Source organism: Hydrogenophaga sp., assembly GCF_011390835.1.
In the GTDB taxonomy this organism is placed as follows: Bacteria; Pseudomonadota; Gammaproteobacteria; order Burkholderiales; family Burkholderiaceae_C; genus Hydrogenophaga.
The window spans coordinates 1-22,776 of sequence record NZ_JAABRQ010000021.1 but is presented as its reverse complement, the minus strand read 5'-3'; the positions used below and the strand labels follow the sequence as shown (position 1 = coordinate 22,776).

18 protein-coding genes and 1 pseudogene are annotated in these 22,776 nt (G+C 64.4%); 8 read left to right on the top strand and 11 right to left on the bottom strand.

Annotation, left to right across the window (positions count from 1 at the left end):
* Positions 1 to 4 precede the first annotated feature (4 nt).
* The 4 genes from GPT34_RS13020 to GPT34_RS13005 all read left to right on the top strand — a co-directional run bounded on the left by GPT34_RS13020 (position 5) and on the right by GPT34_RS13005 (position 4,464).
* The gene (locus GPT34_RS13020) at positions 5 to 1,822 is read left to right on the top strand and encodes a GspE/PulE family protein (RefSeq protein WP_291013129.1); all 1,818 of its coding nucleotides are present in this window, start codon (positions 5 to 7) and stop codon (positions 1,820 to 1,822) included.
* 133 nt (positions 1,823 to 1,955) lie between these two features.
* Positions 1,956 to 2,666, top strand: coding sequence for a Crp/Fnr family transcriptional regulator (locus GPT34_RS13015; protein WP_291013126.1), 711 nt, complete (start codon positions 1,956 to 1,958; stop codon positions 2,664 to 2,666).
* 60 nt (positions 2,667 to 2,726) lie between these two features.
* Positions 2,727 to 3,650, top strand: a complete 924-nt coding sequence (locus tag GPT34_RS13010; protein WP_291013124.1) for a DMT family transporter — start codon at positions 2,727 to 2,729, stop codon at positions 3,648 to 3,650.
* A gap of 16 nt (positions 3,651 to 3,666) precedes the next feature.
* Complete coding sequence (locus GPT34_RS13005) at positions 3,667 to 4,464, top strand: SDR family oxidoreductase (RefSeq protein ID WP_291013122.1); 798 nt, start codon at positions 3,667 to 3,669, stop codon at positions 4,462 to 4,464.
* Between the two features lie 19 nt (positions 4,465 to 4,483).
* Here the strand turns inward: GPT34_RS13005 and GPT34_RS13000 are convergent, their stop codons facing one another.
* Complete coding sequence (locus GPT34_RS13000) at positions 4,484 to 5,422, bottom strand: DMT family transporter (RefSeq protein WP_291013119.1); 939 nt, start codon at positions 5,420 to 5,422, stop codon at positions 4,484 to 4,486.
* 137 nt (positions 5,423 to 5,559) lie between these two features.
* Between GPT34_RS13000 and GPT34_RS12995 the strand changes: the two genes are divergently transcribed.
* Entirely contained in the window at positions 5,560 to 6,552 is a 993-nt protein-coding gene (locus GPT34_RS12995; protein WP_291013117.1) for a quinone oxidoreductase, read from the top strand.
* Between the two features lie 74 nt (positions 6,553 to 6,626).
* Here GPT34_RS12995 and GPT34_RS12990 read toward each other — a convergent pair whose 3' ends face one another.
* The 4 genes from GPT34_RS12990 to GPT34_RS12975 all read right to left on the bottom strand — a co-directional run bounded on the left by GPT34_RS12990 (position 6,627) and on the right by GPT34_RS12975 (position 12,584).
* On the bottom strand, positions 6,627 to 7,772 hold the full coding sequence (locus tag GPT34_RS12990) for an aminotransferase class V-fold PLP-dependent enzyme (protein WP_291013114.1): 1,146 nt from the start codon (positions 7,770 to 7,772) through the stop codon (positions 6,627 to 6,629).
* 176 nt (positions 7,773 to 7,948) lie between these two features.
* Complete coding sequence (gene lspA / locus GPT34_RS12985) at positions 7,949 to 8,458, bottom strand: signal peptidase II (RefSeq protein WP_291013112.1); 510 nt, start codon at positions 8,456 to 8,458, stop codon at positions 7,949 to 7,951.
* Positions 8,458 to 11,385 carry an isoleucine--tRNA ligase gene (ileS, locus tag GPT34_RS12980; RefSeq protein WP_291013109.1) on the bottom strand — a complete coding sequence of 976 codons (2,928 nt, stop codon included), beginning with the start codon at positions 11,383 to 11,385 and terminating at the stop codon, positions 8,458 to 8,460. Before ileS ends, lspA begins: the two co-directional genes overlap by 1 nt.
* A gap of 125 nt (positions 11,386 to 11,510) precedes the next feature.
* Entirely contained in the window at positions 11,511 to 12,584 is a 1,074-nt protein-coding gene (locus GPT34_RS12975) for a bifunctional riboflavin kinase/FAD synthetase (RefSeq protein ID WP_291013107.1), read from the bottom strand.
* A 144-nt stretch (positions 12,585 to 12,728) separates the two neighbouring features.
* On the opposite strand from GPT34_RS12975, the gene GPT34_RS12970 reads away from it, so the two are divergent.
* Entirely contained in the window at positions 12,729 to 13,286 is a 558-nt protein-coding gene (locus GPT34_RS12970; RefSeq protein WP_291013105.1) for an HNH endonuclease, read from the top strand.
* Positions 13,287 to 13,358: 72 nt separating this feature from the next.
* On the opposite strand, the gene GPT34_RS12965 is transcribed toward GPT34_RS12970, so the two are convergent.
* Positions 13,359 to 15,779: a hypothetical protein gene (locus GPT34_RS12965; RefSeq protein ID WP_291013102.1), complete on the bottom strand. Its 2,421-nt coding sequence runs from the start codon at positions 15,777 to 15,779 to the stop codon at positions 13,359 to 13,361.
* 115 nt (positions 15,780 to 15,894) lie between these two features.
* Between GPT34_RS12965 and GPT34_RS12960 the strand changes: the two genes are divergently transcribed.
* Complete coding sequence (locus GPT34_RS12960; protein WP_291013100.1) at positions 15,895 to 16,809, top strand: hypothetical protein; 915 nt, start codon at positions 15,895 to 15,897, stop codon at positions 16,807 to 16,809.
* Positions 16,810 to 16,912: 103 nt separating this feature from the next.
* Here the strand turns inward: GPT34_RS12960 and GPT34_RS12955 are convergent, their stop codons facing one another.
* The 4 genes from GPT34_RS12955 to GPT34_RS12940 form a co-directional block, all read right to left on the bottom strand.
* Positions 16,913 to 18,382 (bottom strand): hypothetical protein, encoded by a 1,470-nt coding sequence (locus GPT34_RS12955; protein WP_291013099.1) that lies wholly within the window; start codon positions 18,380 to 18,382, stop codon positions 16,913 to 16,915.
* Between the two features lie 213 nt (positions 18,383 to 18,595).
* The gene (locus GPT34_RS12950) at positions 18,596 to 19,711 is read right to left on the bottom strand and encodes an acyl-CoA dehydrogenase family protein (protein WP_291013096.1); all 1,116 of its coding nucleotides are present in this window, start codon (positions 19,709 to 19,711) and stop codon (positions 18,596 to 18,598) included.
* A 15-nt stretch (positions 19,712 to 19,726) separates the two neighbouring features.
* Positions 19,727 to 20,908, bottom strand: a complete 1,182-nt coding sequence (locus tag GPT34_RS12945) for an acyl-CoA dehydrogenase family protein (RefSeq protein WP_291013093.1) — start codon at positions 20,906 to 20,908, stop codon at positions 19,727 to 19,729.
* 72 nt (positions 20,909 to 20,980) lie between these two features.
* Positions 20,981 to 21,703: a YceH family protein gene (locus tag GPT34_RS12940; protein WP_291013090.1), complete on the bottom strand. Its 723-nt coding sequence runs from the start codon at positions 21,701 to 21,703 to the stop codon at positions 20,981 to 20,983.
* Positions 21,704 to 21,753: 50 nt separating this feature from the next.
* Here GPT34_RS12940 and purN point away from each other — a divergent pair, with 50 nt between their 5' ends.
* The gene (gene purN / locus GPT34_RS12935) at positions 21,754 to 22,338 is read left to right on the top strand and encodes a phosphoribosylglycinamide formyltransferase (protein ID WP_291013088.1); all 585 of its coding nucleotides are present in this window, start codon (positions 21,754 to 21,756) and stop codon (positions 22,336 to 22,338) included.
* Positions 22,339 to 22,457: 119 nt separating this feature from the next.
* On the opposite strand, the pseudogene prfC reads toward purN, so the two are convergent.
* Positions 22,458 to 22,776, bottom strand: a pseudogene (gene prfC, locus GPT34_RS12930) (peptide chain release factor 3); the annotation flags it as partial.

Sequence of the window (22,776 nt, the reverse complement as noted above, 5' to 3'; positions counted from 1 at the left end):
CTGCATGAAAAACCAAGCCTCTGCCCATGCCGCCGCAGCCGAATTCAACCCCGGTCCGCTGGACTGGCGCACGCTGGTCGAGTGGCTGCGCGCCGACGAGGTGATCTCGGCCGACGAGGCGCGTCGCACCATTGCCCGCTGCGCCTCTGCCCACAGCGCCCAGCACCCCCTGCAGCGCCTGGCCGTGGTGGCCATGGCGCGGGCCGCCGATGGTCGTGTGCTCGATGCCGAGTCGCTCACCCAGTGGCTGGCTGAACGCTCAGGCCTGACCTACCTGCGCATCGACCCACTCAAGGTCGACGTGGGCAGGGTGGCCGATGTGATGAGCGCCGCTTACGCCGAGCGCCACAAGGTGCTGCCGGTCCAGGTGAGCCCGGTCGAGGTGGTGGTGGCGACCGCCGAGCCCTTCATCCGCGATTGGGTGCAAGAGGTGGAGCGCCAGACACGCAAGACGGTGCGCCTGGTGCTGGCCAGCCCGCAAGACATCTCGCGCTACACCGCCGAGTTTTTTGCGCTTGCCAAGTCGGTTCGTGCAGCCAACAAGAGCGGTGGTCAGGCCGGCTTTGGCAGCTTCGAGCAGCTGGTGGAGCTGGGCAAGACCAACAAGCAGCTTGACGCCAACGACCAGAGCGTGGTGCAGGTGGTGGACTGGCTGTGGCAATACGCGTTTGACCAGCGAGCCAGCGACATCCACCTGGAGCCGAGGCGCGAGCAGGGCGTGATCCGGTTCCGCATTGACGGTGTGCTGCATCCGGTGTATCAGATGCCGATCGGCGTGATGAACGCCATGACGGCGCGCATCAAGCTGCTCGGGCGCATGGACGTGGTCGAGCGACGCCGGCCGCAGGACGGGCGCATCAAGACGCTGCGCCCCGGTATCGGTGGGGCCAAGGGCGACGAAGTGGAAATGCGCCTCTCCACCCTGCCCACCGCTTTTGGCGAAAAGCTGGTCATGCGCATCTTTGACCCCGACTCCACGGTGAAGGACCTGAGCGCACTCGGTTTTGCGGCGCACGATGCCCAGCGCTGGGAAGGCCTCACGCAGCGGCCGCACGGCATCGTGTTGGTGACCGGGCCGACCGGCTCGGGCAAGACGACCACGCTCTACGCCACCTTGAAGCGCCTGGCGACCGAAGAGGTCAACGTGAGCACGGTGGAAGACCCGATCGAGATGATCGAGCCAGCCTTCAACCAGACCCAGGTTCAGGCGCACCTGGATCTGGACTTCGCCCAGGGTCTGCGCGCCCTGATGCGGCAGGACCCGGACATCATCATGGTGGGCGAGGTGCGCGACCTGCCCACCGCCGAGATGGCGGTGCAGGCCGCGCTCACCGGCCACCTGGTGTTCACCACGCTGCACACCAACGATGCCCCCAGCGCCATCATGCGGCTCATGGAACTCGGCATTCCTCCTTACCTTATCAACGCGACCGTGCTCGGCGTGCTCGCGCAGCGCCTGGTTCGCACCCTGTGCCCGGCCTGCCGCACACGCGAAGACGAAGCAGAGACCAAGTCCTCGCGCGAATCGCTGGCCGACCTGGTCAAACCCTGGCAGGTGAGCGGCAAGTACAAACCCTATCGACCCGTGGGCTGCGTCGATTGCCGCATGACCGGCTTTCGCGGCCGCATGGGCTTGTACGAGCTGCTCGTGGTCACCGAAGACCTCAAGGACCAGATCAACCGCGAGCCACGCCTGGAGAGCTTGCGCAAGCAGGCGGTGAAAGACGGCATGCGCCCGCTGCGCCTGGCCGGCGCCGCCCGCGTGGCCGAAGGCCTCACCACGCTCGATGAGGTGCTGGCGACCACGCCGCCGGTGAATTGAGCGCCCCCACGCTCCGCTGCTTCGCGGGTCGCAGTCCCCCGCGGGGGCCGATCCGCCCTGGGGCGGCCCGGCGTCGGATCGCGTTCACTGCCGTACATTGACCACTGGGCCACCCACACCGAGCGCCACCTGCATGATCCCCATCAAAACCGAATCCGCCTGGCGCGGCACCGCCGACTGCCGCAGCTGCGGCATCCGAGACATGGTGCTGTTTGCCGATCTGCATGAAGAAGACTTCAAGCTCATCCACGCGCCCATCGACGATCTGGAATACCCGGCGGGCCACGCGCTGGTGCGCATGGGCGAGACCGCGACCTCGCTCTACACCCTGCGCGCCGGCATCGTCAAACTGGTGCGCAACACGTTGGATGGTCGCCAGCGCATCGTGCGCGTGCTGCGCGCGGGCGACGTGATCGGGCTGGAAGCGCTGATGGCGCCCACTTACGAGTCCGACGCCATTGGCCTCACCAGCATCAAGGTCTGCCGCCTGCCGCTGCAAGTGATCCAGCGGCTGAACCGGGAAACGCCCCGGCTGCACCAGCGCCTGCTGGAGCGCTGGCACCGCAGCCTCAAGGAGGCCGACGACTGGCTGGCCGACCTCAACTTCGGCACCGCGCGCCAGCGAGTCGCCGGGCTGATCTTGAAGATGCGCGCCGATCACGACGCCTCGGTCAGTACGCTGTTTTCGCGCGAAGACATGGGCGCCATGCTCGACCTGAAGCTGGAGACTGTGAGCCGCACTGTCAACGCCTTCGTGCGCGAAGGTTGCATCGAGCCGCTCGACAACCATGGCCGCGTGTACCGGGTGGTGGATGCCGAGGCGCTGGTGGCGCCTAAGCCCTGAACGCTGACGCGGGATGGCCGGGCGACAGCGGCCGCGCGGTCTGCTGCGGATAATCCCCGCATGACCTCCGCCGTGCACGTGCCGCCCACCCACCTCGCCAGCGGCCTGCTGCTGGCCGGCCTGGGGTCAATCGCGTTCAGCGGCAAGGCCATCATCGTGAAGCTGGCTTACCAGTACGGGGTGGATGCGGTCACGCTCATCATGTACCGCATGCTGTTTGCGCTGCCACTGTTTCTGGCGCTGGCGTGGTGGGCCAGCCGAGGCAAGGAGGCGCTCACGCGCAGCGACTGGCTGGGCATTCTGGGCCTGGGTTTTACCGGGTATTACCTAGCGAGCTTTCTGGATTTCTGGGGTCTGCAGTACATCACCGCCAGCCTTGAGCGGTTGATTCTTTACCTCAACCCTACGCTGGTGCTGGTGCTAGGCTGGGTGCTGTACCAGCGGCGCATCACGCGGCTGCAGGCGGTGGCCATGGCGGTGAGCTATGCCGGCGTGTTGCTGGTGTTCGGACACGAGGCCGGGCTGCAAGGGCCGGACGCGGCTGTTGGCGCGCTGCTGGTGTTCGGCAGTGCGATCAGCTACGCGATTTACATCGTCTACAGCGGCGAACTGGTCAAGCGGCTTGGCTCGCTCCGTCTGGTTGGGCTGGCCACCAGCGTGGCCTGCCTGCTGGTGCTTCTGCAATTCGTGCTGTTGAGGCCCATGAGCGCAGCGGTGGTGGCGCCCGAGGTGATCTGGCTCTCGGTGCTCAATGCCACGTTGTGCACCTTTGCGCCGGTGCTCATGGTGATGATGGGCATTGAGCGGCTGGGAGCGGGGCTGGCTGCGCAGACTGGCATGATCGGACCCATGTCCACCATTGCCATGGGCGTGGTGATTCTTGGTGAACCGTTCAACGCCTGGATCGTCGCTGGCACGGTGCTGGTGGTCACAGGTGTATTTCTGGTGACCCGCTATGGTAGAGCCCAGGCGGGCGCCAAATAATTTTCAGGAGACTTGAATGGACATGGGTATTTCAGGCAAGTGGGCGCTGGTGTGTGGCGCCAGCAAAGGGCTTGGCCTGGGCTGCGCGCAGGCGCTGGCGGGCGAGGGCGTCAACCTGGTGATCGTGGCACGTGGGGTCGATGCGCTGAACGCCGCGGCAGAGGTCATTCGCCAAGTTTCGCCCGGCGTGCAGGTGCTGCCAGTGGCGGCCGACATCACCACCGAGGCGGGTCGTGCGGCGGCTTTTTCGGTGGCGGGAGGGCCGGGCAAGCATTTCGACATGGTGGTGACCAATGCGGGCGGCCCGCCGCCGGGCGACTTCCGCGGCTGGGACCGCGAGATCTGGCTCAAAGCAGTGGACGCCAACATGATCACACCTATCGAGCTCATCAAGGCCACGGTGGACGGCATGGCCCAGCGCGGCTTTGGCCGCATCGTCAACATCACCAGCAGCGCGGTGAAGGCGCCGATCGACATCTTGGGGCTGTCGAACGGCGCGCGCAGTGGCCTCACCGGTTTTGTGGCCGGCGTCTCGCGCAGCGGCCTGGCGGCGCAGGGCGTGACCATCAACAATTTGCTACCCGGTGCCTTTGACACCGATCGTCTCAAAGCCACGATGGAAGGCGCGGCTGCCAAGACCGGCAAGCCGTTGGATGCGGTGATGGACGCGCGGCGCCAGACCATTCCCGCCCGCCGTTTCGGCACGCCGCAGGAGTTCGGCGCCATTTGCGCGTTCCTCTGCAGCGTGCACGCGGGTTACATGACGGGCCAAAATGTGCTGGCCGATGGTGGCGCCTACCCGGGTACGTATTGAAATCGTGCGGGTTGGTTGTTCAGCGCCGCGCGTTGATCAGGATGCCGCCCACTATGAGTGCAAAACCCAGCGCGTGGTACAGATGCGGCGGCTCACCCAGCAAGGCCGTCGACAGCACCGCCGCAAACACCGGTGTGAGGTTGGAGAAAAAGCCGGCGATGGTCGGACCCACCCGGCCCACGCCGGCCCCCCAGGCGCGGTAGGCCAGCAAGGAAGGCCCGACTGCAACGTAAACCAGCGCCAGCAACAGCGGCCAGCCCCAGACGATATGAGGCTGTCCAGCTGGGGCAGCCGGCAGCGTCAGCCATTCGCCGGCGCTCAGCATGCCCGACCAAGCCACACCAAAAACCACCTGAGCGAGCAAAAACGCCGCCCAGTCGGCCTTGATGGCCGGGGGCTCCGAGCCGGGTGGCGGCTTGGCAAGCTGCCAGCTGTAGGTGGCCCAGACCAGTGAGGCCAGCAGCATCCAGGCGTCACCCGGCACCAGCTTGACTCCAAGCAACTGCGCCACATCGCCACGCGACAGCACCACCGCTACGCCGCTGAGCGACAGCGCGGCACCAAAGGCGGCGCGGCGCGAAATCGCCACGCTGTAGAACACCCGACCCAGCAGCAGCATCCAGATCGGCGTGGCCGCTGCGACCAGGGTCACGTTGATGGGGGTAGAGGTCTTGAGCGCCAAATACAGCAGCGCGTTGTAGAGGCCCGCACCGAGCAGACCTAGCCAGGCGAAGCGGCGCCAGTGGTGCCACATGTCGCTGTCGCGCCGCAGCACCCAGCCCGCCAGCGGCAGCAAGAGCAGCAGGGCAAGTGACCAGCGCGCGAAGTTGAGCGTGATCGGCGGGATCACGCCCTGCATCATCCGGCCTACCACCGCATTGCCCGCCCACATCATTGGTGGAATCAGCAAGAGGGCGGCGGTGCTGGCGGTGAGCTGACCGGAAGAAGGTGAGGACATGGCCGGCACTTTAACAATGCTGCGCTGCACGACTGCGTCGTGGGCGATCTCGCCTGTCGCACAGGCGCGGCGATTTCGTGGCAGCATGTGGGCCCTTTCCCAACAACACGATGCCGGATCACCGGCCAGGAGACCCCATGACCCAGACCAGTCGCGCTGTGCGCATCCATGCCACCGGTGGCCCCGAGCAGTTGGTAATCGATAACGTGCCCGTGGGCGAGCCTGGTGCAGGTGAGGTGCGCATCCGCCACCAAGCCATTGGCTTGAACTACATCGATGTGTACCAGCGCAGTGGCCTCTACCCCAACAGCATGCCGCTGGCCTTGGGCATGGAGGGCGCGGGTGTGATCGAGGCGGTGGGCGCGGGCGTGACCCACCTGCAGGTCGGTGACCGCGCGGCCTACGCCGCCAACCCGCCCGGCAGCTACTGCGATGTGCGGGTGATGCCGGCCATGAACGTCTGCAAGCTGCCCGACGGCATCGATTTTGAAACTGGCGCGGCCATGATGCTCAAGGGCCTGACGGTCCAGTACCTGCTCAAGCGTTGCCCGCCGGTGGAAGGCCTGAAGGCCGGCGACTTCGTGCTGTTCCACGCGGCTGCCGGCGGCGTGGGCCTGATCGCCTGCCAGTGGGCCAAGGCCCTGGGCCTGCGCCTGATTGGCACGGCCGGTTCAGACGAAAAGTGCGCGCTGGCCCGGGAGCACGGCGCCGAGTTCACCATCAATTACCGCAGCGAAGATTTTGCTGCCCGGGTCAAGGAGATTACAAGCGGCAAAGGCGTGAAGGTGGTGTACGACTCGGTGGGCAAGGACACCTTTGACAAATCGCTCGACTGCCTCATGCCCTTTGGCCTGATGGTGAGCTTTGGCAATGCGAGCGGTCCGGTGGCGCCGTTTGCGCCTGGCATCCTGGGTCCCAAGGGATCGATCTACGTGACGCGCCAGACGCTGTTTTCCCACATCACCAGCCGCGAGCGCACGCAGGCCATGGCCGACGATCTGTTTGCGGTGGTGCTGAACGGTCAGGTCAAGATCCGGATTGATCAGCGCTTCCCGCTGACCGAGGTGCAGGCCGCGCACAAGAGCCTGGAGGCGCGTGCCACTACGGGGTGCACAGTGTTGCTGCCCTGACCTCGCCGTGCTCTGAAAAATAGGCCCCGCTGCGGCTGCAGCGGGGCCTATTTATGGGCTGGTTGTCGACGCTCTCAGGCAGACACGGTAGCAGGAGCCACCTCAGCCAGAGCCGTCTCCAGGTGTTGCAGCGTGGTCGGCACATCGTGCCACTTGTCCAGACCGAACAGCCCGATTCGAAAGCTGCGGAAATCCGCTGGCTCGTCGCACTGCAGCGGCACGCCCGAGGCGGTCTGCAGGCCCACGGCGAGAAACTTCTTGCTCGACTGGATGTCAGGATCGGTTGTGTAGCTCACCACCACGCCTGGCGCCTGGAACCCTTTCGCGGCCACGCTGGGGAAGCCGTGGCGCTCCACCAGATCGCGCACCCCTTGCCCGAGCGCCACCTGCTCCTCGCGTACCCGGGCGTAACCATAGTCTTCGGTCTCGTTCATGGTGTCGCGCAGCCGGACCAGCGCATCGGTCGGCAGCGTGGTGTGATACGCGTGACCGCCGCCTTCGTAGGTTTCCATGATCTGCAACCACTTCTTCAAGTCCATCGCGAAGGTGGTGCTCTGGGTGCTGTCGATGGCTTTCCTGGCGCGCTCGCTCAGCATCACCATGGCGCAGCAAGGCGAGCTGCTCCAGCCCTTTTGAGGCGCTGAGATCAATACGTCCACACCAGTGGCGGCCATGTCGACCCACATCGCGCCCGAGGCGATGCAGTCGAGGACAAACAGACCATCCACTGCGTGCGCCGCGTCGGCCACCGCGCTCAGGTAGTCGTCGGGCAGGATCATGCCAGCCGAGGTTTCCACGTGCGGTGCAAACACCAGCGCGGGCTTCTCCTTGGCAATTACGGCCTTCACTTCGTCGATCGGCGCGGGTGCCCATGGGGCCTGCGAGCCCTCGCTGGTGCGGCGCGCTTTCATCACGGTGTGGCTGGCAGGGATCGAACCCATGTCGAAGATTTGCGTCCAGCGGTAGCTGAACCAGCCATTGCGGATCACAAGCACGTGTTTTCCGTGAGCAAACTGACGCGCCACCGACTCCATACCAAAGGTGCCGCTGCCCGGCACCAGCACGGCAGAGTGAGCGCCGTAGACGCGCTTGAGCATGTCCGAGATGTCGGTCATCACGCCCTGGAAGCGCTTGGACATGTGGTTGAGCGCGCGATCGGTGTAGACCACCGAAAATTCGAGCAGGCCTTCAGGATCGATGTTGGGCAGCAGGGCGGGCATGGTGTCTCCTTCAGCTGCCCGGACGGCAGCGGGTCAATCAGATTAGCACAGGGGCAGCAACCCACGAAGCGGCAGAGCGCTGCGACGATCGATCCGGCGCCAGGCAGCACCAAGCCGGATCAGCCCCTGGACTCGGAAGGCACCGGGTCCCTCCCGGTGCGTGGGCAGCGACCCGCTCAGCGGCTTCGCCGAACCCTCAGTATTTCGTCCAGGATGAGGCACATCGCGCCGATGGAAATGCCCACATCGGCGATGTTGAACGACGGGAAATGCCCACCGTGAAAGATACCCGATAGAAAGCTGAAGTGGAAGTCAAGCCAGTCGACCACGTAGCCGTGCACCACCCGGTCGATCACATTGCCGATCGCGCCGCCCAGGATGCAGGCCAGGGCGAACGAAAACAGCTTCTGACCACTGTGTGAGCGCAGCATCCAGACGATGAAGATGGCTGCACCGATGCCGATGGCGGTGAAAAACCAGCGTTGCCAGCCGCCGGCGCCTGCCAGAAAGGAGAACGCAGCACCCGAGTTGTGCACCCGGACCACGTTGAAGAACGAGGTCACGTAGGTGCTGTCGCCCAGTCGGTAATAACCCAGGATCAGCGCCTTGGTGAAGAGGTCAGCCAGGAGGATCAACGCCGCCAGGCCGATCCAGGGCCAGAAACTGGCGTTGCGGTGCGCGGCCATCAAGCGACCTTTCGGGCTTCGCCCGCGCCGCTGCCCGCCGCTTCAGCGAGGTTGCTCACGCAGCGGCCGCAAATGGTGGGGTGGGCGGGGTCGCTGCCAACGTCGCCAAGGTAGTGCCAGCAGCGCTCGCACTTGGTGGCGGTGCTGGGCGTGACGGTCACGGCCAGCTCGGTCCCGTCGTTCACCTTCACCGCCGAGGTGATGGTGACAAAGCGCAGATCGTCGCCCAATGAGCGCAACAGCGACGCGTCGTCGGCACCTGCTGTGATAGTCAGCGTGGCCTGCAGTGAGGCGCCGACGCTACCGGTGGTGCGCACGGCTTCGATTTCTTTGTTGGCCAGATCGCGGATGGCGCGGATGCGCGACCACTTGGCCAGCAGCGCCTCGTTCGGAGAGGGCAGCGGCGAGAAGGTCTCGAAAAAGATCGACCCCTGGGTCTTGTCACCCGCCAGCACCGGCCAGGCTTCTTCGGCCGTGAAGCTGAGGAAGGGCGCCATCCAGCGCAGCATGGCGTGACTGATCTGGTGCAGCGCGGTCTGGGCGCTGCGGCGCGCCAGACTTTTGGGTGCGGTGGTGTAGAGCCGGTCCTTGAGCACGTCGAGGTAAAACGCCCCTAGGTCCTCCGAGCAGTACACCTGCAGCTTGCTCACCACTGGGTGAAATTCGTAGGCGTCGAAGTGTTTCAGGATGTCGGCCTGCAGCTCAGCGGCGCGCGCCAAGGCATAGCGGTCGATCTCCAGCATCTGATCCAGCGGCACCGCGTCGGTCGCAGGATCAAAGTCGCTGATGTTGGCCATCAGGAAGCGCAGCGTGTTGCGGATGCGGCGGTAGCTGTCGACCACGCGGGCGAGGATCTTGTCGTCGATGTTGAGGTCGCCCGAGTAGTCGGTGCTCGCGACCCAAAGGCGTACGATTTCCGCGCCGAGCTTGCTGGTCACGCTTTGTGGCTCCACCGTGTTGCCCAGGCTCTTGCTCATTTTGCGGCCCTGGCCGTCGGTGGCGAAGCCGTGGGTCAGCAAACCTTTGTACGGCGCCCGGTCGTGCAGCGCGCAGCCCAGCAGCAGCGAGCTGTGGAACCAGCCTCGGTGCTGGTCGTGTCCTTCAAGGTAGAGATCGGCTTCCGGACCTTGAGCGTGGAAGGCGCCGTTGGGGTAGGCTTGGGCGTGGCTGCCGCGTAGCACGTGCTGGAAGGTGGAGCCCGAGTCGAACCAGACTTCCAGGATGTCGGTGCTCTTGGTGTAGTGCGGCGCGTCCTCGGCGCCCAAGATCTCTTCGGCGGTCACGCGGCTCCAGGCCTCGATGCCACCTTGCTCCACGATGTCGGCTGCCTGGTCCAGGATGGCCATGGTGCGCGGGTGCAGTTCGCCCGAATCCTTGTGAAGGAAAAAGGGCACGGGCACGCCCCAGCTGCGCTGGCGGCTGATGCACCAGTCGGGCCGGTTGGCGATCATGTCGCGCAGTCGGGTCTTGCCGTTTTCAGGGTAAAAGTGGGTGTGGTCGATCGCGTCAAGCGCGAGCTGGCGCAGGGACTTAGAGGCTTTGTCTTTAGTGAACACCCCTTCGCCTTCGTCCATGCGGATGAACCACTGCGCGGCGGCGCGGTAGATCACCGGCGTCTTGTGGCGCCAGCAATGGGGGTAGCTGTGAGTGATGGAGACGGTGGCCATCAGGCGCCCAGCGGTTTTCAACGCCTCTAGGATGACCGAAACGGCCTTCCAGATGTGCAATCCGCCGAACAGCGGGAAATCGGCCGCGTAGGTGCCGTTGCCTTGCACCGGGTTCAGGATGTCGTCGTAGGCCAGGCCGTTGGCGACGCAGGAGTTGAAGTCGTCTACGCCATAAGCGGGCGAAGAGTGCACGATGCCGGTTCCGTCGGCGTCGCTAACGTACTCGGCCAGGTAGACCGGCGAGAGTCGGCGGTAGCCCGCGTCGGCGTCGAACAGTGGATGGCGGAAATTGAGCCCGCCGAGCTTGTCACCGGTGGCGGTGGCCAGCACGTTGCCGGTTAGGCCGAAGCGCTCCAGGCATTTCTCCACCAGCGTTTCGGCCAGCACCAGGCAGCCCATGGGCGTCTCAACCAGGGCGTAGGTGAACTCGGGATGGGCGTTGAGCGCCTGGTTGGCGGGGATGGTCCAGGCGGTGGTGGTCCAGATCACAGCGAAGGCGCTCTTGCCAGCGGGCAATGAGGCCAGGTCGAATGCGTTGGCCAGCTTCGATGCATCGTCGGTTTCAAAGGCCACGTCCAGCGTGTCGCTCTTTTTGTCGGCGTATTCGATCTCAAACTCGGCCAGCGACGAGCCGCAGTCGAAGCACCAGTAGACGGGTTTGAGGCCACGGTAGACAAAGCCGCGCTCGATCACGCGCTTGAAGGCGCGGATTTCACCGGCTTCGTTGGCGAAGTCCATGGTGCGGTAAGGCCGCTCCCAGTCGCCCAGCACACCCAGGCGCTTGAAGTCTTCGCGCTGCTGGTCAATCTGTTCGGTGGCGAAAGCGCGGCTCTTTGCCTGCATGTCATCGCGGCTCAGATTGCGACCGTGCAGCTTCTCGATCGCGTTTTCGATCGGCAGGCCGTGGCAGTCCCAGCCGGGAATGTACTGCGCATCGAAGCCAGCAAGCTGCCTGGACTTCACGATCATGTCCTTCAGGATCTTGTTTAGCGCGTGACCGATGTGCAGCTTGCCGTTGGCGTAGGGGGGGCCATCGTGCAGCACAAACAGCGGCGCGCCCTTGCGCGCCTCGCGCAGGCGCATGTAGAGGCCCTGGTTGTCACCGCTGGCGTTCCACTCGGTGACCCAGGCCGGCTCGCGCTTGGGCAGGTCTCCGCGCATGGGGAAGGCTGTGTCGGGCATGTTGAGCGTGGCGCGGTAGGCGCTCGCTTCGGGCTTGCTGGCGGGCGATGCACCCGCGGTGTGTGGTGTGTCTGACATGGGCTCGGCTCGGTGAAGACTTTGACAGGCTCAGCCCGGGCGCTGGGCTCGGGCGGGCAAGTGGGAAAGGGGTGAACCGTTCGCCCTGAGCCTGTCGAGGGCGGCGACCGGGCGGACCAACCGGTCTAAATTCGGTCGCGCGTGGTCTGGCGGTGTGTCTGGCCGTAGGCTTGCTCGGGCAGGGTGGCAAAAAACTGCCGCGCGGCGTCGCAATCCTGGGCAATGCCCCGGGTGAGGGCGTCCAGGCTGTCGTACTTCAGCTCGTCATGCAGTTTGTGCAGCAGTTCCACGCGGATGATTTTACCGTAGGCCTCCCTGCCGCCCAGGTGCAGCGTCAGGGCCGCCGGCCAGTCGAGGCAGTGGGTCTCTAGCAGCACCCGGCCACCGTTGACGTCTTGCGGGTCCAGCGAGGGGCGAACGCCCAGGTTGGCCACGCCAGGCAAGGCTGGTCCGTTAGGCAGCAGCCCGTGCACCAGTACCGCAAAAATGCCGCTGGCCGCAGGCTTCCAGTGGGCGAAGCGCAGGTTGAGGGTGCGAAAGCCGTCACCCGCACCGGCCGCGGTGGCGCCCAGTTCGCGGCCGAGCTTGCGGCCGTGTACCACGTGGCCGCTGATGGCGTAGTGCCGACCGAGCAGGGCAGCGACCCGCTCCATGTCGCCACCGGCCAGGGCCGCGCGCACCGCCGAGCTGGAGACCCGTGTGCCGTGCACCTCGTAGCTCTGCATGCGCGCCACGTCGAACCCCAGGCGCTGGCCGGCAGCATCGAGCATGGCGTAGTCGCCAGCCCGCTTGGCGCCGAAACGGAAGTCGTCGCCCACCAGCACGTAGCGAACGCCAAGCTGCCCCACCAGGATGTCTTCGATGAAGGCCTGCGGCGACTGGGCGGCGAGCGCGGCATTGAACGGCATGACCACACATTGGTCAACGCCGCAGCGAGCCAGCTCTTCCAGCTTGTCGCGCAAAGTGGCGATGCGCGCAGGTGCCAGTTCTGGCTTCTGGTGCACGGCGGCGAAGTGGTCGCGCGGATGGGGCTCGAAGGTCATCACGCAGCTGGGCACGCCGCGGTGCCGAGCCTCGTTGTTGAGCAGGGCCAGCATGGCCTGGTGGCCCCGGTGCACACCATCAAAATTGCCGATGATGAGGGCGCAGCCGGCGCCACCTGAAGAGGGTAGGCCTCGGAGGCCTCGGATGATGTTCATGACGAGATGGGAATCGCCAGCGTCAGGCGGATTGGCTTGGAAGCACGGTATATTGACATACGCGTATGGTTGCTCCCCGTAATATGGGGCGCGTTCGATTGCGAAGACAGATTGTCCGGTTGGAATTCAACAGGGAGGTGGGTCTTGAAGGTCTTGAAGTTGTCCGCCCAGGGGTTGCCACAGTCGTGGATCAGCCTCGAAGAAGCGGTGCTGCACTACGCGGCGCAGGAGGTGCGCTGGGAGATGGGCGCCGAGGTTGCCGTGTTTCACGGCGGGCACAACGCGGTCACCGGCCTTCAATCCATCATCACGGTCAACTCCATCATCGGCACCCACGGTGTACCGCGCATCAACCCGTTTGACCTGCGGCCCTCGCTCACCAACAGTAAGCTGTTTTCCCGTGACAGGAGCCTGTGTGCCTACTGCGGTGGTCATTTCCACGAAGACGAACTGACGCGCGAGCACATCGTGCCGCTGGGCCAGAGTGGGCGCGACCTTTGGATGAACGTGGTCACGGCCTGCAAATCGTGCAACCACCGCAAGGGCAACCGCACACCCGAGCAGGCCCACATGCCGCTGCTGTACGCGCCGTACGTGCCCAGCCTGTGGGAGGATTTCATCCTGCGCAACCGCCGCATCCTGGCAGACCAGATGGAGTTCCTGATGTCGCACCTGCCCAAGACTTCGCGGCTGCATGCCTGATCCCTTCGTTCGGAGGCCATGAAAAAACCCGCCGAGGCGGGCTTTTTGTTGATAAGCGGCATCGATGGGCCGTCACGGCACGCCGGTGGCGGTCACGCCGCAAGTCACCACAAAGCTCAGGCTGGAGTTGGCCGGGAAGCTTGAAATGGTCACGCCGACAGGCGACTGCAGGTTGGCGAGGCTCAGCGCGGGTGCTACCGGGCAGACCGCTGCTCCGCCGCTGACGGAGCAGCTCACAGCCGTGCAGTTGAGGCCAGTGGCGGCCGGGTCTCTGAGCACGGCGTTGGCTGCGGCAGACGGTCCACCGTTGGCCACCGTGATGGTGTAGCTGGTGGTGGTGCCGGCGGTCACGGTGCCGACGGCATTGGTTTTGGTGATGGTCAGCAAGGTGGACGCGGTGATCGACACGTCTTCCTGGATGCTGGCCCCCGAGGCGTAGTTGGAGCCGCCTGCTGTGCCGCCGCCGTTGGCGTAGCCGCCACCGGGCGTGACGACGCCCGCCGCCACCGATCGCGTGGGATCGCTGTACAGGGTGTCGGCCGGGTTCTGGTAGGTGCCGGGTGCAGCCCCGTTCAGGCTGACATTGAAGGTGAGTGTGACCTCGCCACCTGGCGGGATGAAAAAGCTGGTGGCAGTGCTGCTGCCAGGTGTGGCGATGGTCACGGTGGAGGTGCCTGTGGCCGGGGCAGGCGAAGGGCCTAGAGAGCCTGCGCCCAGCGCCACCGTGGCGGTGCTACTTTGTAAGGTGAACGGTGCGGGCAGCACGTCGGTTACGGCTACGCCCACCGCCACACCGACACCCACGGCGTTGCGAACCGAGACCACATAACCTGCCGTGCTGTCGGTGGGCACGGTGCGCGTGGGCGTTGTCGTGCTCTTGAGCACGGTGAGCTGCGGGAAGCAGCTGGTGGGATTGGGAAACTGGGTGCCGGAGAAATTGACGTTCGCCACACCGCCTGCGCCACCAGAGGCACCAAAGGTGTTGGACACGCCATTCACCGGTACGTTGACGCCGGAAGCGCCGCCTGCGATCTGGGTCGCACCGACGGTCACCCCGGTCGAGCGGATGAAGGCGCCACCACCGCCACCGGCGCCCGTACCCTGAGTTTCGTTGCCTCGAAGCGGTAGACCCGTGTTGCCGCCCGCACCGCCTGAGACGTTGACCTGAAGGCCTGGCACCGAAGTCGATTCAGTGATCAGCACCACCGTTCCCCCGGCGCCGCCGCCACCCGCCGCGTCGCGCCCGCCCGGCTGTCCAATGCCACCGTTGGCGTTGAACACACCACTGCCCGAGACACTTCGGGCCCGGACAAAGATCAGACCACCGCCGTTGCCGCCGCTGCCTTGCGCCACGGTGGGGTTGTCGTTGGCGTTGTTGCTTTCGCCAGCGCCGCCGCCGCCGCCAAGGAACAGGCGGGCAGCGGTGGGCGTCACACCCAGTCCGCCAAAGCCACCCATGGCTCGAGCGCCATCGCCGCCACAAGCGAAAAAGCCAGGACCGAATTGAACGCAGCTGCCTGTGTTGGTGCCGCTGAAGTTGGCATAGGTATTGCCGCCCCGACCGCCAGTACCTGCATTGCCTCCGCCGCCGCCACCGGCGTTGTGTTGTGTGCCGCCGCCGCCGGCGTTGCCTGCCGCACCGCGGGCGAGATCGAATCCGTTCGCGTAGCCCGATGTGCCGAGGTTGATACCGCTGTAGCCGTTGCTGATGACCGTGTCGGAGCGCACGAAGCGGGGCGTACCCGCGATGCCTTCACCTTTGGCTGCACCAAGATTAGCGGGTGGTGTTCCAGCTACCTGGGCGCTGGCATAGGTGGTGACGTTGCTACCAGAGATGACGGTGGCATTTTGAGAGCCACCGCCGCGAAAGCCGACGGCATTGGCGTTGATTGTGGTGCTGTTGAGGTTCAGTAGGCCCGACGCATCGATCACCATCAGGCCCCCGGTGCTGCCGTTCCAGGGTGTGACATTCAGGATGCCGCCCGGTAGTGTGACGGAGGCGAACTGGGGCACGCGCACAACCTGGAAGCGGCGGTTGCCAGAAGTGGTGTCGGCGTTGGCGGTGGTGTAGGTGTTGACTAGGGGGGTGTCCAGCGTGATCGAACCGCCGCTGGCGGCCACCACACGTCTGAATTCGTAGAAGCCCGTGCTGCGCAGGTTGGTCGAGCCGGTGGCAGGGTCCCCGGCGACGCCGTCGCCATAGGCGCCCGAGTCGGCGTTATTGACCAGCGCGTCCTGCATCTGAATCACCAGGGCCAGGTCCCCTGCCCCAAATGCCGTCGATACCGCGTTGGCGTCGATTCGTGCAGCACCAAAGTTCACCACGCTTGACCCGGCGCCAGCGGTGCCGCTACCAGGGAAGTAGCTGTTACGGGAAAAGCTGACACCGTCCTTGCCCGGCGCGCCGCAGACCTGCGCCCAGGCTGGACTGACCAGTCCGATCAGGGTGAGCGTCAACACGCCTAGGCACAAATATTTCAATAGGCGGTGCATCTTGAGCTCTTGGAGTCGATCAGGCACGTCACAAAGCGGGTACGCGAAACGTCACCGGAAAGGGCGAAAAAAGTACTAATGGGAGTTTAGCTGGTTCAGCAAAGGAGCCTGTCCGTTGGCCTCGGTCTCCGAGGAAAAGTACCGATCAAAGCGCTCAAGAAAGCTGAGCGATGACCGAAAACAGAATGAATCTCAGTTGCGGCCCGTCCATCTCGACGCTGTCTCTGCGGTATCTCGAAATCTGAACAAGGGGAACTTCATGTCGGTATCGCTCAGGGACGTACGGATGGTGGGTGTCTCTGTGACGGTCGCGGCCACGCTGCTGGTAGGCTGCGGCGGCGGGGGTGACGACCTCGCGCCCTTGGTCGGTAGCGCACCGACCTCGATTGACTCACGGCCCTCCGCCGACGCTCGCCAGCTGGGTTCGGTATCCAGCCGCTGTGGCCAAAGCAGTTTTGAAGACTTTGGTGCCACAACCATCAACAGCGGCAGCTTTCTCGCGACATTTGGCGGGTTCTCACAGGTGGTGGGCTATCTGGCTTCCGCTGATTACTTCGACACATCTGTGCGCATGGACATCGCGATTCCTCAGACCGACTTCCGGATGGGCAGCCTCGACTTGGGACATGGTGTCAACCGGATGGGCGTGGCGATGAATGGCCCATTTCTGGTCGGTGCTCTGGCCTGTGTGAAAGGCTTGGCCCGCGTGAACGTGGTGGAGGGCCAGACCGAGGTGCAGTGGTTCAGCGATGCGCTACCGCATCTGCCGGTGAATTCGCTGCCGGGGGTGCCCGTGGCGGGCATCGAGCTCTTCGGCAACTTTGAACCCGGCAACCCAACTATCTACTTCACTTTGGATGTCAGTGTTGTCCCACGCCCCGACAACATGTCCCTGTGCATACTGGGAGCGGGCGATGCTTGGGCATGCATCCCGGCGACCAGTCGGCTCGATGGGACAAGCTATGTCCTCTCGTCGCCGATACAAGGGAATGGGCGCTATCTGCTGGTTGAGCTGCCGACCGCAGACTGAGTTTGACTAAGACCAATCTGATGGACGTGATCTCGCCGCCTGCAGGACCTGCTCGGGCCAAATACCTGCAGTCTTTGCCGCGATCCCCATCCGGGTACGCCGCCTAAGGAACCCCGGTCGCGCTGACGGTGCAGGTGACCTGGAATTCCAGGCTGGAGTTTGGTGGAAACACGGGAAGGGCGATGCCGCTGTTCTGCAGCGCCGAGATCGTCACAGAGCCACTCGGTGGACAGGCCGCCCCACCACTCGCAGCCGAACAGGTCACGCTGGTGCAGATCAGGCCACCAGCCACTGGATCAGTCAAGATGGCGCTGTTTGCGCTGCTGGGACCGGCGTTGGTGGCGTTGATCGTGTAGGTTGTTGTCTGTCCGGCTGTGAGCGTGTTGAGCACATTGGTCTTGTTGATGCTCAGCGCGCCCTGACGGACGAGCAAAGTGTTTTCAAATGCACATCCAGCGTTGCTGCCGGAGCCGCCGCCGGAGGTGCCTTCGTTGAGACTGCTGCAATCAGCAATGGGGCCGGTGGTCGTCAGGGTGGGTTTGAAATCATCACCTCCACCAAAGACCTTGGCCCGGTTGTCAAAGCTCGCAGAATTTGCGTCGGGACTGACGGTCACAGTCAGTGGGAGCTGGGCCGACGAACCGGCGCCAATGCTGGCCGACCGCACGCAGGTAGCGGTGTCGTTGGCATGGCTGGTGGCGCTCAGACTGCATACCCATCCCCCTCCAGGGACTTGCGGGCTAACGAAGCTGACGCTGCTGTCGGTCAAGATGTCGCTCACCGTGACGTTGCCTGTGGTGGCGGCGCCGCCCCGGTTGGTCACGGTAAGGGTATAGGACCCGCTCTGCCCGGCCACAAAGGTGGGCGCCACGCCGACCTTGCTTAGGCTGAGATCGCGCTTGATGACGCAGTAAGAGAAATCGTTGAATCCGACACGCTGGCTCGTTGGACTGGCCACCGCGGGGCCTGCCAAAAAGAGCACGCTGATCTGGTTAACTGGATTGTCGAAGTTGATTTGTACATTGCAGTTGCCAATGGTGCTGGCGCAATTACTGCTGACGTTGGTTGTGATCTGGTTGCCGCCGGCGATGGTCGCTGTGGAGTAATTGCCGGGCGTGGTCGGCACAAGCACCGGAATCGGAACCGTCGCGCCATTCAACGAGCCAGAGATGCGAAGCACGTCTTGCCAACTGCCATTCTGTCTGTCGACGTCGTACATGTTGAAGCGCACCTTGCTCATCGGACGGTTGAAGGTCATGAGCATGTTGACGCTGTCGCCGGGAGCGCCGGAGTCCATGTTGAGGTCGAGGCTGTTCGGAACTCCGCCTTGCTGATTGAGCGCGGGAAAACCGGTAACCCATACTGCGCCAGTAATGGAAATGCTGAAGTTGATCGTGTTGCTGCGCAGTGTGCCGGGCGTAGCCACACCGAACGTGGCGCTGGTGGCCGAGGCGGTCCACGTTCGGGAGCTTCCAGTGGCGGAGGTGCTGGATGCGGCGGCGAAGTTGAAGGTGACAGCGTCTTCGTTGGGCCCACACGCGCTGGATTGGGCCCAACTGGTGGTGGAAGCCACCCCCAATGCTAAGGTGGTCGCGAGAATACGAACGCGAGACAAGATCAGTCGCAAAGGAGTCATGGCCAGCGGAACCAACGTTGAACTTAAGTTCGCATTGTAGGTCTACCCCACCGCTTGACCCCACCTGGCTTACATGGCGGGTTACGCCAGGTGAGCAGTATTTCTCAGGATCTCGTCAGGCTCAGCTGCAGAGCACATCCTGGCGGACGCTCAGGCGAAGACGCCAGCAGTGTCTTGCATGCGGGCGCTGACCTCGCCCAGGTGGTGCAGCGTGTCGCCGAAGCTCATTTCCATCTGGGTGAGCTTCTTGAAGTAGTGGCTGGCGATGTACTCGTCGGTCACCCCAATGCCGCCGTGCAGTTGCACACTCTGTTGTCCGACAAAGCGCATGGACTGGCCGAGCTGCACCTTGGCGCGCGCCATGGCGGCGCGGCGCTCCGGGGCAGGGGCGTTGAGTTTGAGCGACGCGTAGTAGCTCATGCAGCGCGCCAGCTCCAGCTGCATCTTCATGTCGGCCGCCCGGTGGCGCAAAGCCTGGAAGCTGGCGATCGCCACGCCGAATTGCTTGCGGGTGTTCATGTACTCGACCGTAATGGCGAGGGTCTTGTCCATCACGCCCACCGCCTCGGCGCAGGTGGCGGCGATGCCGATGTCCACGGCGTGATCCAGCGCGGTTTGACCATCCAGGGTCACGAGGGTGGCGCTCGCCTTGTCGAAGCTGATGTCGGCCGCACGGCTGCCATCCTGGGTGAGATATCCCTGGGCGGTGACGCCTTGGTCCTTACTGGCGACCATAAACAGCGCCATCTTGTCCTTGATCTGGGCCGGAACCAGGTAGCCATTGGCCTGGTCGCCGGCGGGCACCAGGTGTTTGTGGCCGGTGAGCGTCCACGCGTCGCCACTGGTCTGTGCCTGTGCGGAGCAGGCATCGAGTCGATACCGCGAGCCCCGCTCCTGATGCGCCAGCACCACCAGCGCCTCGCCGCTTGCGATGCGTGGGCACCAGTCGGTCTGCACGACTTCGGGGGCGTAGCCTGCCAGCACCGCCCCGCTGATGAGCGCCTGCGCGAGGGGTTCGAGCACAATGCCCTGGCCCAGGCCCTCTAGCGTCACCATGGCTTCGATCGGGCCCATGCCCATGCCGCCGAGGGCTTCCGGGATGTACAGGCCGGTCAGCCCGAGTTCGGCCAGCTCGCAGTAGGCCGCGCGGTCAAAGCCACCGGCGGCCACGATGGCGCGCCGGCGATCGAAGCTGTAGCCCTTCTCCACCCACTTGGTGCAAGCGTCGCGCAGTTGTTCTTGGTCGTCAGAAAAGTCGAAGTCCATCTCAGCTCCTTGTGGTCAACCCAGAACAGTCTGGGCGACGATGTTGCGTTGCACTTCGTTGCTGCCGCCGTAAATCGTGGTCTTGCGCATGTTGAAGTAGGTCGAGGCCAGCGGTGCATTGGCGACTACGCCGCCGGGGAAGTCGCCCTGCCAGCCAGCGTCCATGGCTTCCTCGATGAAGGGCAGGCTGTAAGGGCCGGCCGCCAGCATCATCAGCTCGCTGTAGCGTTGCTGGATTTCGCTACCGCGAATCTTGAGCAGACCGGCGATGTCGAGCGAATTCTTGCCCGATTTCTCGGCCGACAAGACGCGCAGCACCAGCATCTCCAGCGCCACCACGTCGACCTCCAGTAGCGCGATCTGGTCGCGGAAACGGATGTCGTCCCAGACACCCTCCGCCTTGGCAATGCGCTTGAGCCGCTCCAGCTCGCGCTTGGCGCGGTTCACATCGGCGATGTTGGTGCGTTCGTGGCTGAGCAGGTGCTTGGCGTAAGTCCAGCCCTTGTTCTCTTCGCCGATGAGGTTTTCGGCCGGCACCTTGACGTTGTCGAACCAGACTTCGTTGACTTCACATTCGCCATCGAGCAGCTTGATCGGCCGCACGCTCACGCCGGGCGACTTCATGTCGATCAGTAGAAAGCTGATGCCGGTCTGGGGCTTGCCCTCGCTGCTGGTGCGCACCAGGCAGAAGATCCATTCGCCGTACTGGCCGAGAGTTGTCCAGGTTTTCTGGCCGTTGACGACGAAGTGATCGCCCTGGCGTTCGGCCTTGCATTTGAGCGAGGCAAGGTCCGAGCCTGAGCCAGGCTCGCTGTAGCCCTGGCTCCACCAGACTTCGCCGCTGGCGATGCCGGGCAGGAAGCGCTCTTGCTGCTCCTTGTTGCCAAAGGCCATGATTACCGGCGCCACCATCACCGGGCCAAACGGCACCACTCGGGGTGCGCCGGCCAGCGCACATTCTTCTTCGAACAGGTGCTTTTGCACCGCGTTCCATCCTGGGCCGCCAAATTCCTTGGGCCAGCCATGACCCAACCAGCCTTTCTTGCCGAGGATCTTGGCCCAGCGCTGCATGTCGTCGCGCGAGAGGCGCAGCGCGTTGTGCACCTTCTGGGCAATATCGGCGGGCAGGTTGGCCTTGACCCACGAGCGAATCTCTTCGCGAAACGCCTGTTCGTCGGGCGTGAATGCCAAGTCCATGGGGGGTCTCCTTGTTCGGTGGCCGGCAAGCGATCGCCGGAAGTTCAATTTAGTTTCGCACGACCGTTTGTTTCAGTCCTGTCCGGGCTGCGACAGACCGAGCTGCTCGCACAGGTTTTCCAGCTGGTCCTGTAGTGTGGCGACTGTCTCTTCCAAAGTGGCCACGCGACGGGTGAGCCTGATGACATCGTCTTCGGTGGCGCTGGTGCCGGGGGCGCTGGCCATGACTTGGGCTGCGCTCAGGTCCACTGGCCCACACAGCAGGTGCGCCCAGCGTTGCTCGCGCGCGCCGGGTGCGCGTGGCAGCTTCACCACCAGCGGGCCTCCCTTGTCCGCCGAGCGGGCCTGCATTTCCTCCAGAAACGCATCGACCGAGGCGATGTCGAGAAACTTGTACCAGCGCTCGGTGTTCAGCCGCAGCTCGCCCGCGGTCTGCGGACCGCGCAGAACCAGCATACCCAGCAACACTGCCGACTGCTCCGGCACGCCCATGACGCGCAGGAAGTTGTGTTCGTAGCGGGCCACTCGACCCCCGCTGGTCTCGAACACAAGGTTGAGCTGGCGCAAGTCGTCCAGAGCTTCGATCACCGCGGCGTCGGGCAGCTGCATCACCGGCTCTCGGCTCGATTTCTGGTTGCAGCCGGTCACAAGCGCATTGAGCGTGAGCGGGTAGCTGTCGGGCACGGTTCGGGCCTTTTCCATCAGCGTGCCCAGGACGCGCGCCTCGACCGCAGTGAAGGGGTGTTGAGCGACGTCGTGCCGGTGCGGGTCTGGGGTGGTGGATTCAGGGGTCATTACACTTCGGGCCTCTGGAAGAACATGCACGCCGGCGCGTGCGGGCTGGCGTGAACAAAAACATTGTGATTCTGATCTCGGGCAGTGGCTCCAACATGGCGGCCATTGTCGATGCGTCTCGCCGCTGCCACTGGCGCCAGCGCCATGGTGCCCAGGTGGTGGCTGTGTTCAGCAACAAGACTGAGGCGCCAGGACTTTCCCTGGCGCGCGAGCTGGGTCTGCAGACCGGCGTGATCGATCACACAGCCTACCCGACTCGCGAGGGTTTCGACGCCGCGCTCATCGCACAAATCGATCAGCACCAACCCGCCTTGGTGGTGCTGGCAGGCTTCATGCGCATTCTCACGCCGCTCTTTGTGTCCCACTATGCAGACCGCCTGATCAACATCCACCCCAGTCTGCTGCCCGCGTTCACCGGGCTCAAAACCCACCAGCGCGCCATCGACGCCGGTTGCCATGTGGCGGGCTGCACCGTGCACCGGGTGACCGGCGAGCTCGACTATGGCGAAATACTCGAGCAGGCGGTGGTGCCCGTGCTGCCGAGCGACACGGCCGAATCGCTTGCGGCGCGTGTGCTCACGCAAGAGCATTTGATTTACCCCAGGGTGGTGGAGCGACTGATAACTTTGCCGTGAAGGGGAGCACTTCCGAATGTCGCGGAACTGGCTCTGCCAGGCCGCAGGCATAGCCCCCTTGAGAGGGTGACGGGCGAAGCCCGGTGCGGGGGGTGGTTCAATCCTTCGGCGCGGGGGGGTCACATGCTCTTTTGAAATACCAGCCCCGCATGCTCGCGCATCGCGTGGAATTTGATCTTCGGCCAGTTGGCCTCCACCGCACGCAGGGTGGCGGCGTGGTCGACCAGCAACGTTGGCGCGTCTACCGCATCCAGCGCCACCCGGTGACTGTTTGCATCGATGAACTTCTTGAGCTCAATCTCGCCGCCGTCTTCCGGCGCACAAGTCACCCAGCGCGCCACCTGATAGGGGCTGTTCATGATGCGGGCCTTGACGCCATACTCGTGCTCCAGCCGGTGCGCCACCACCTCGAATTGCAGCTGGCCCACGGCCCCCAGC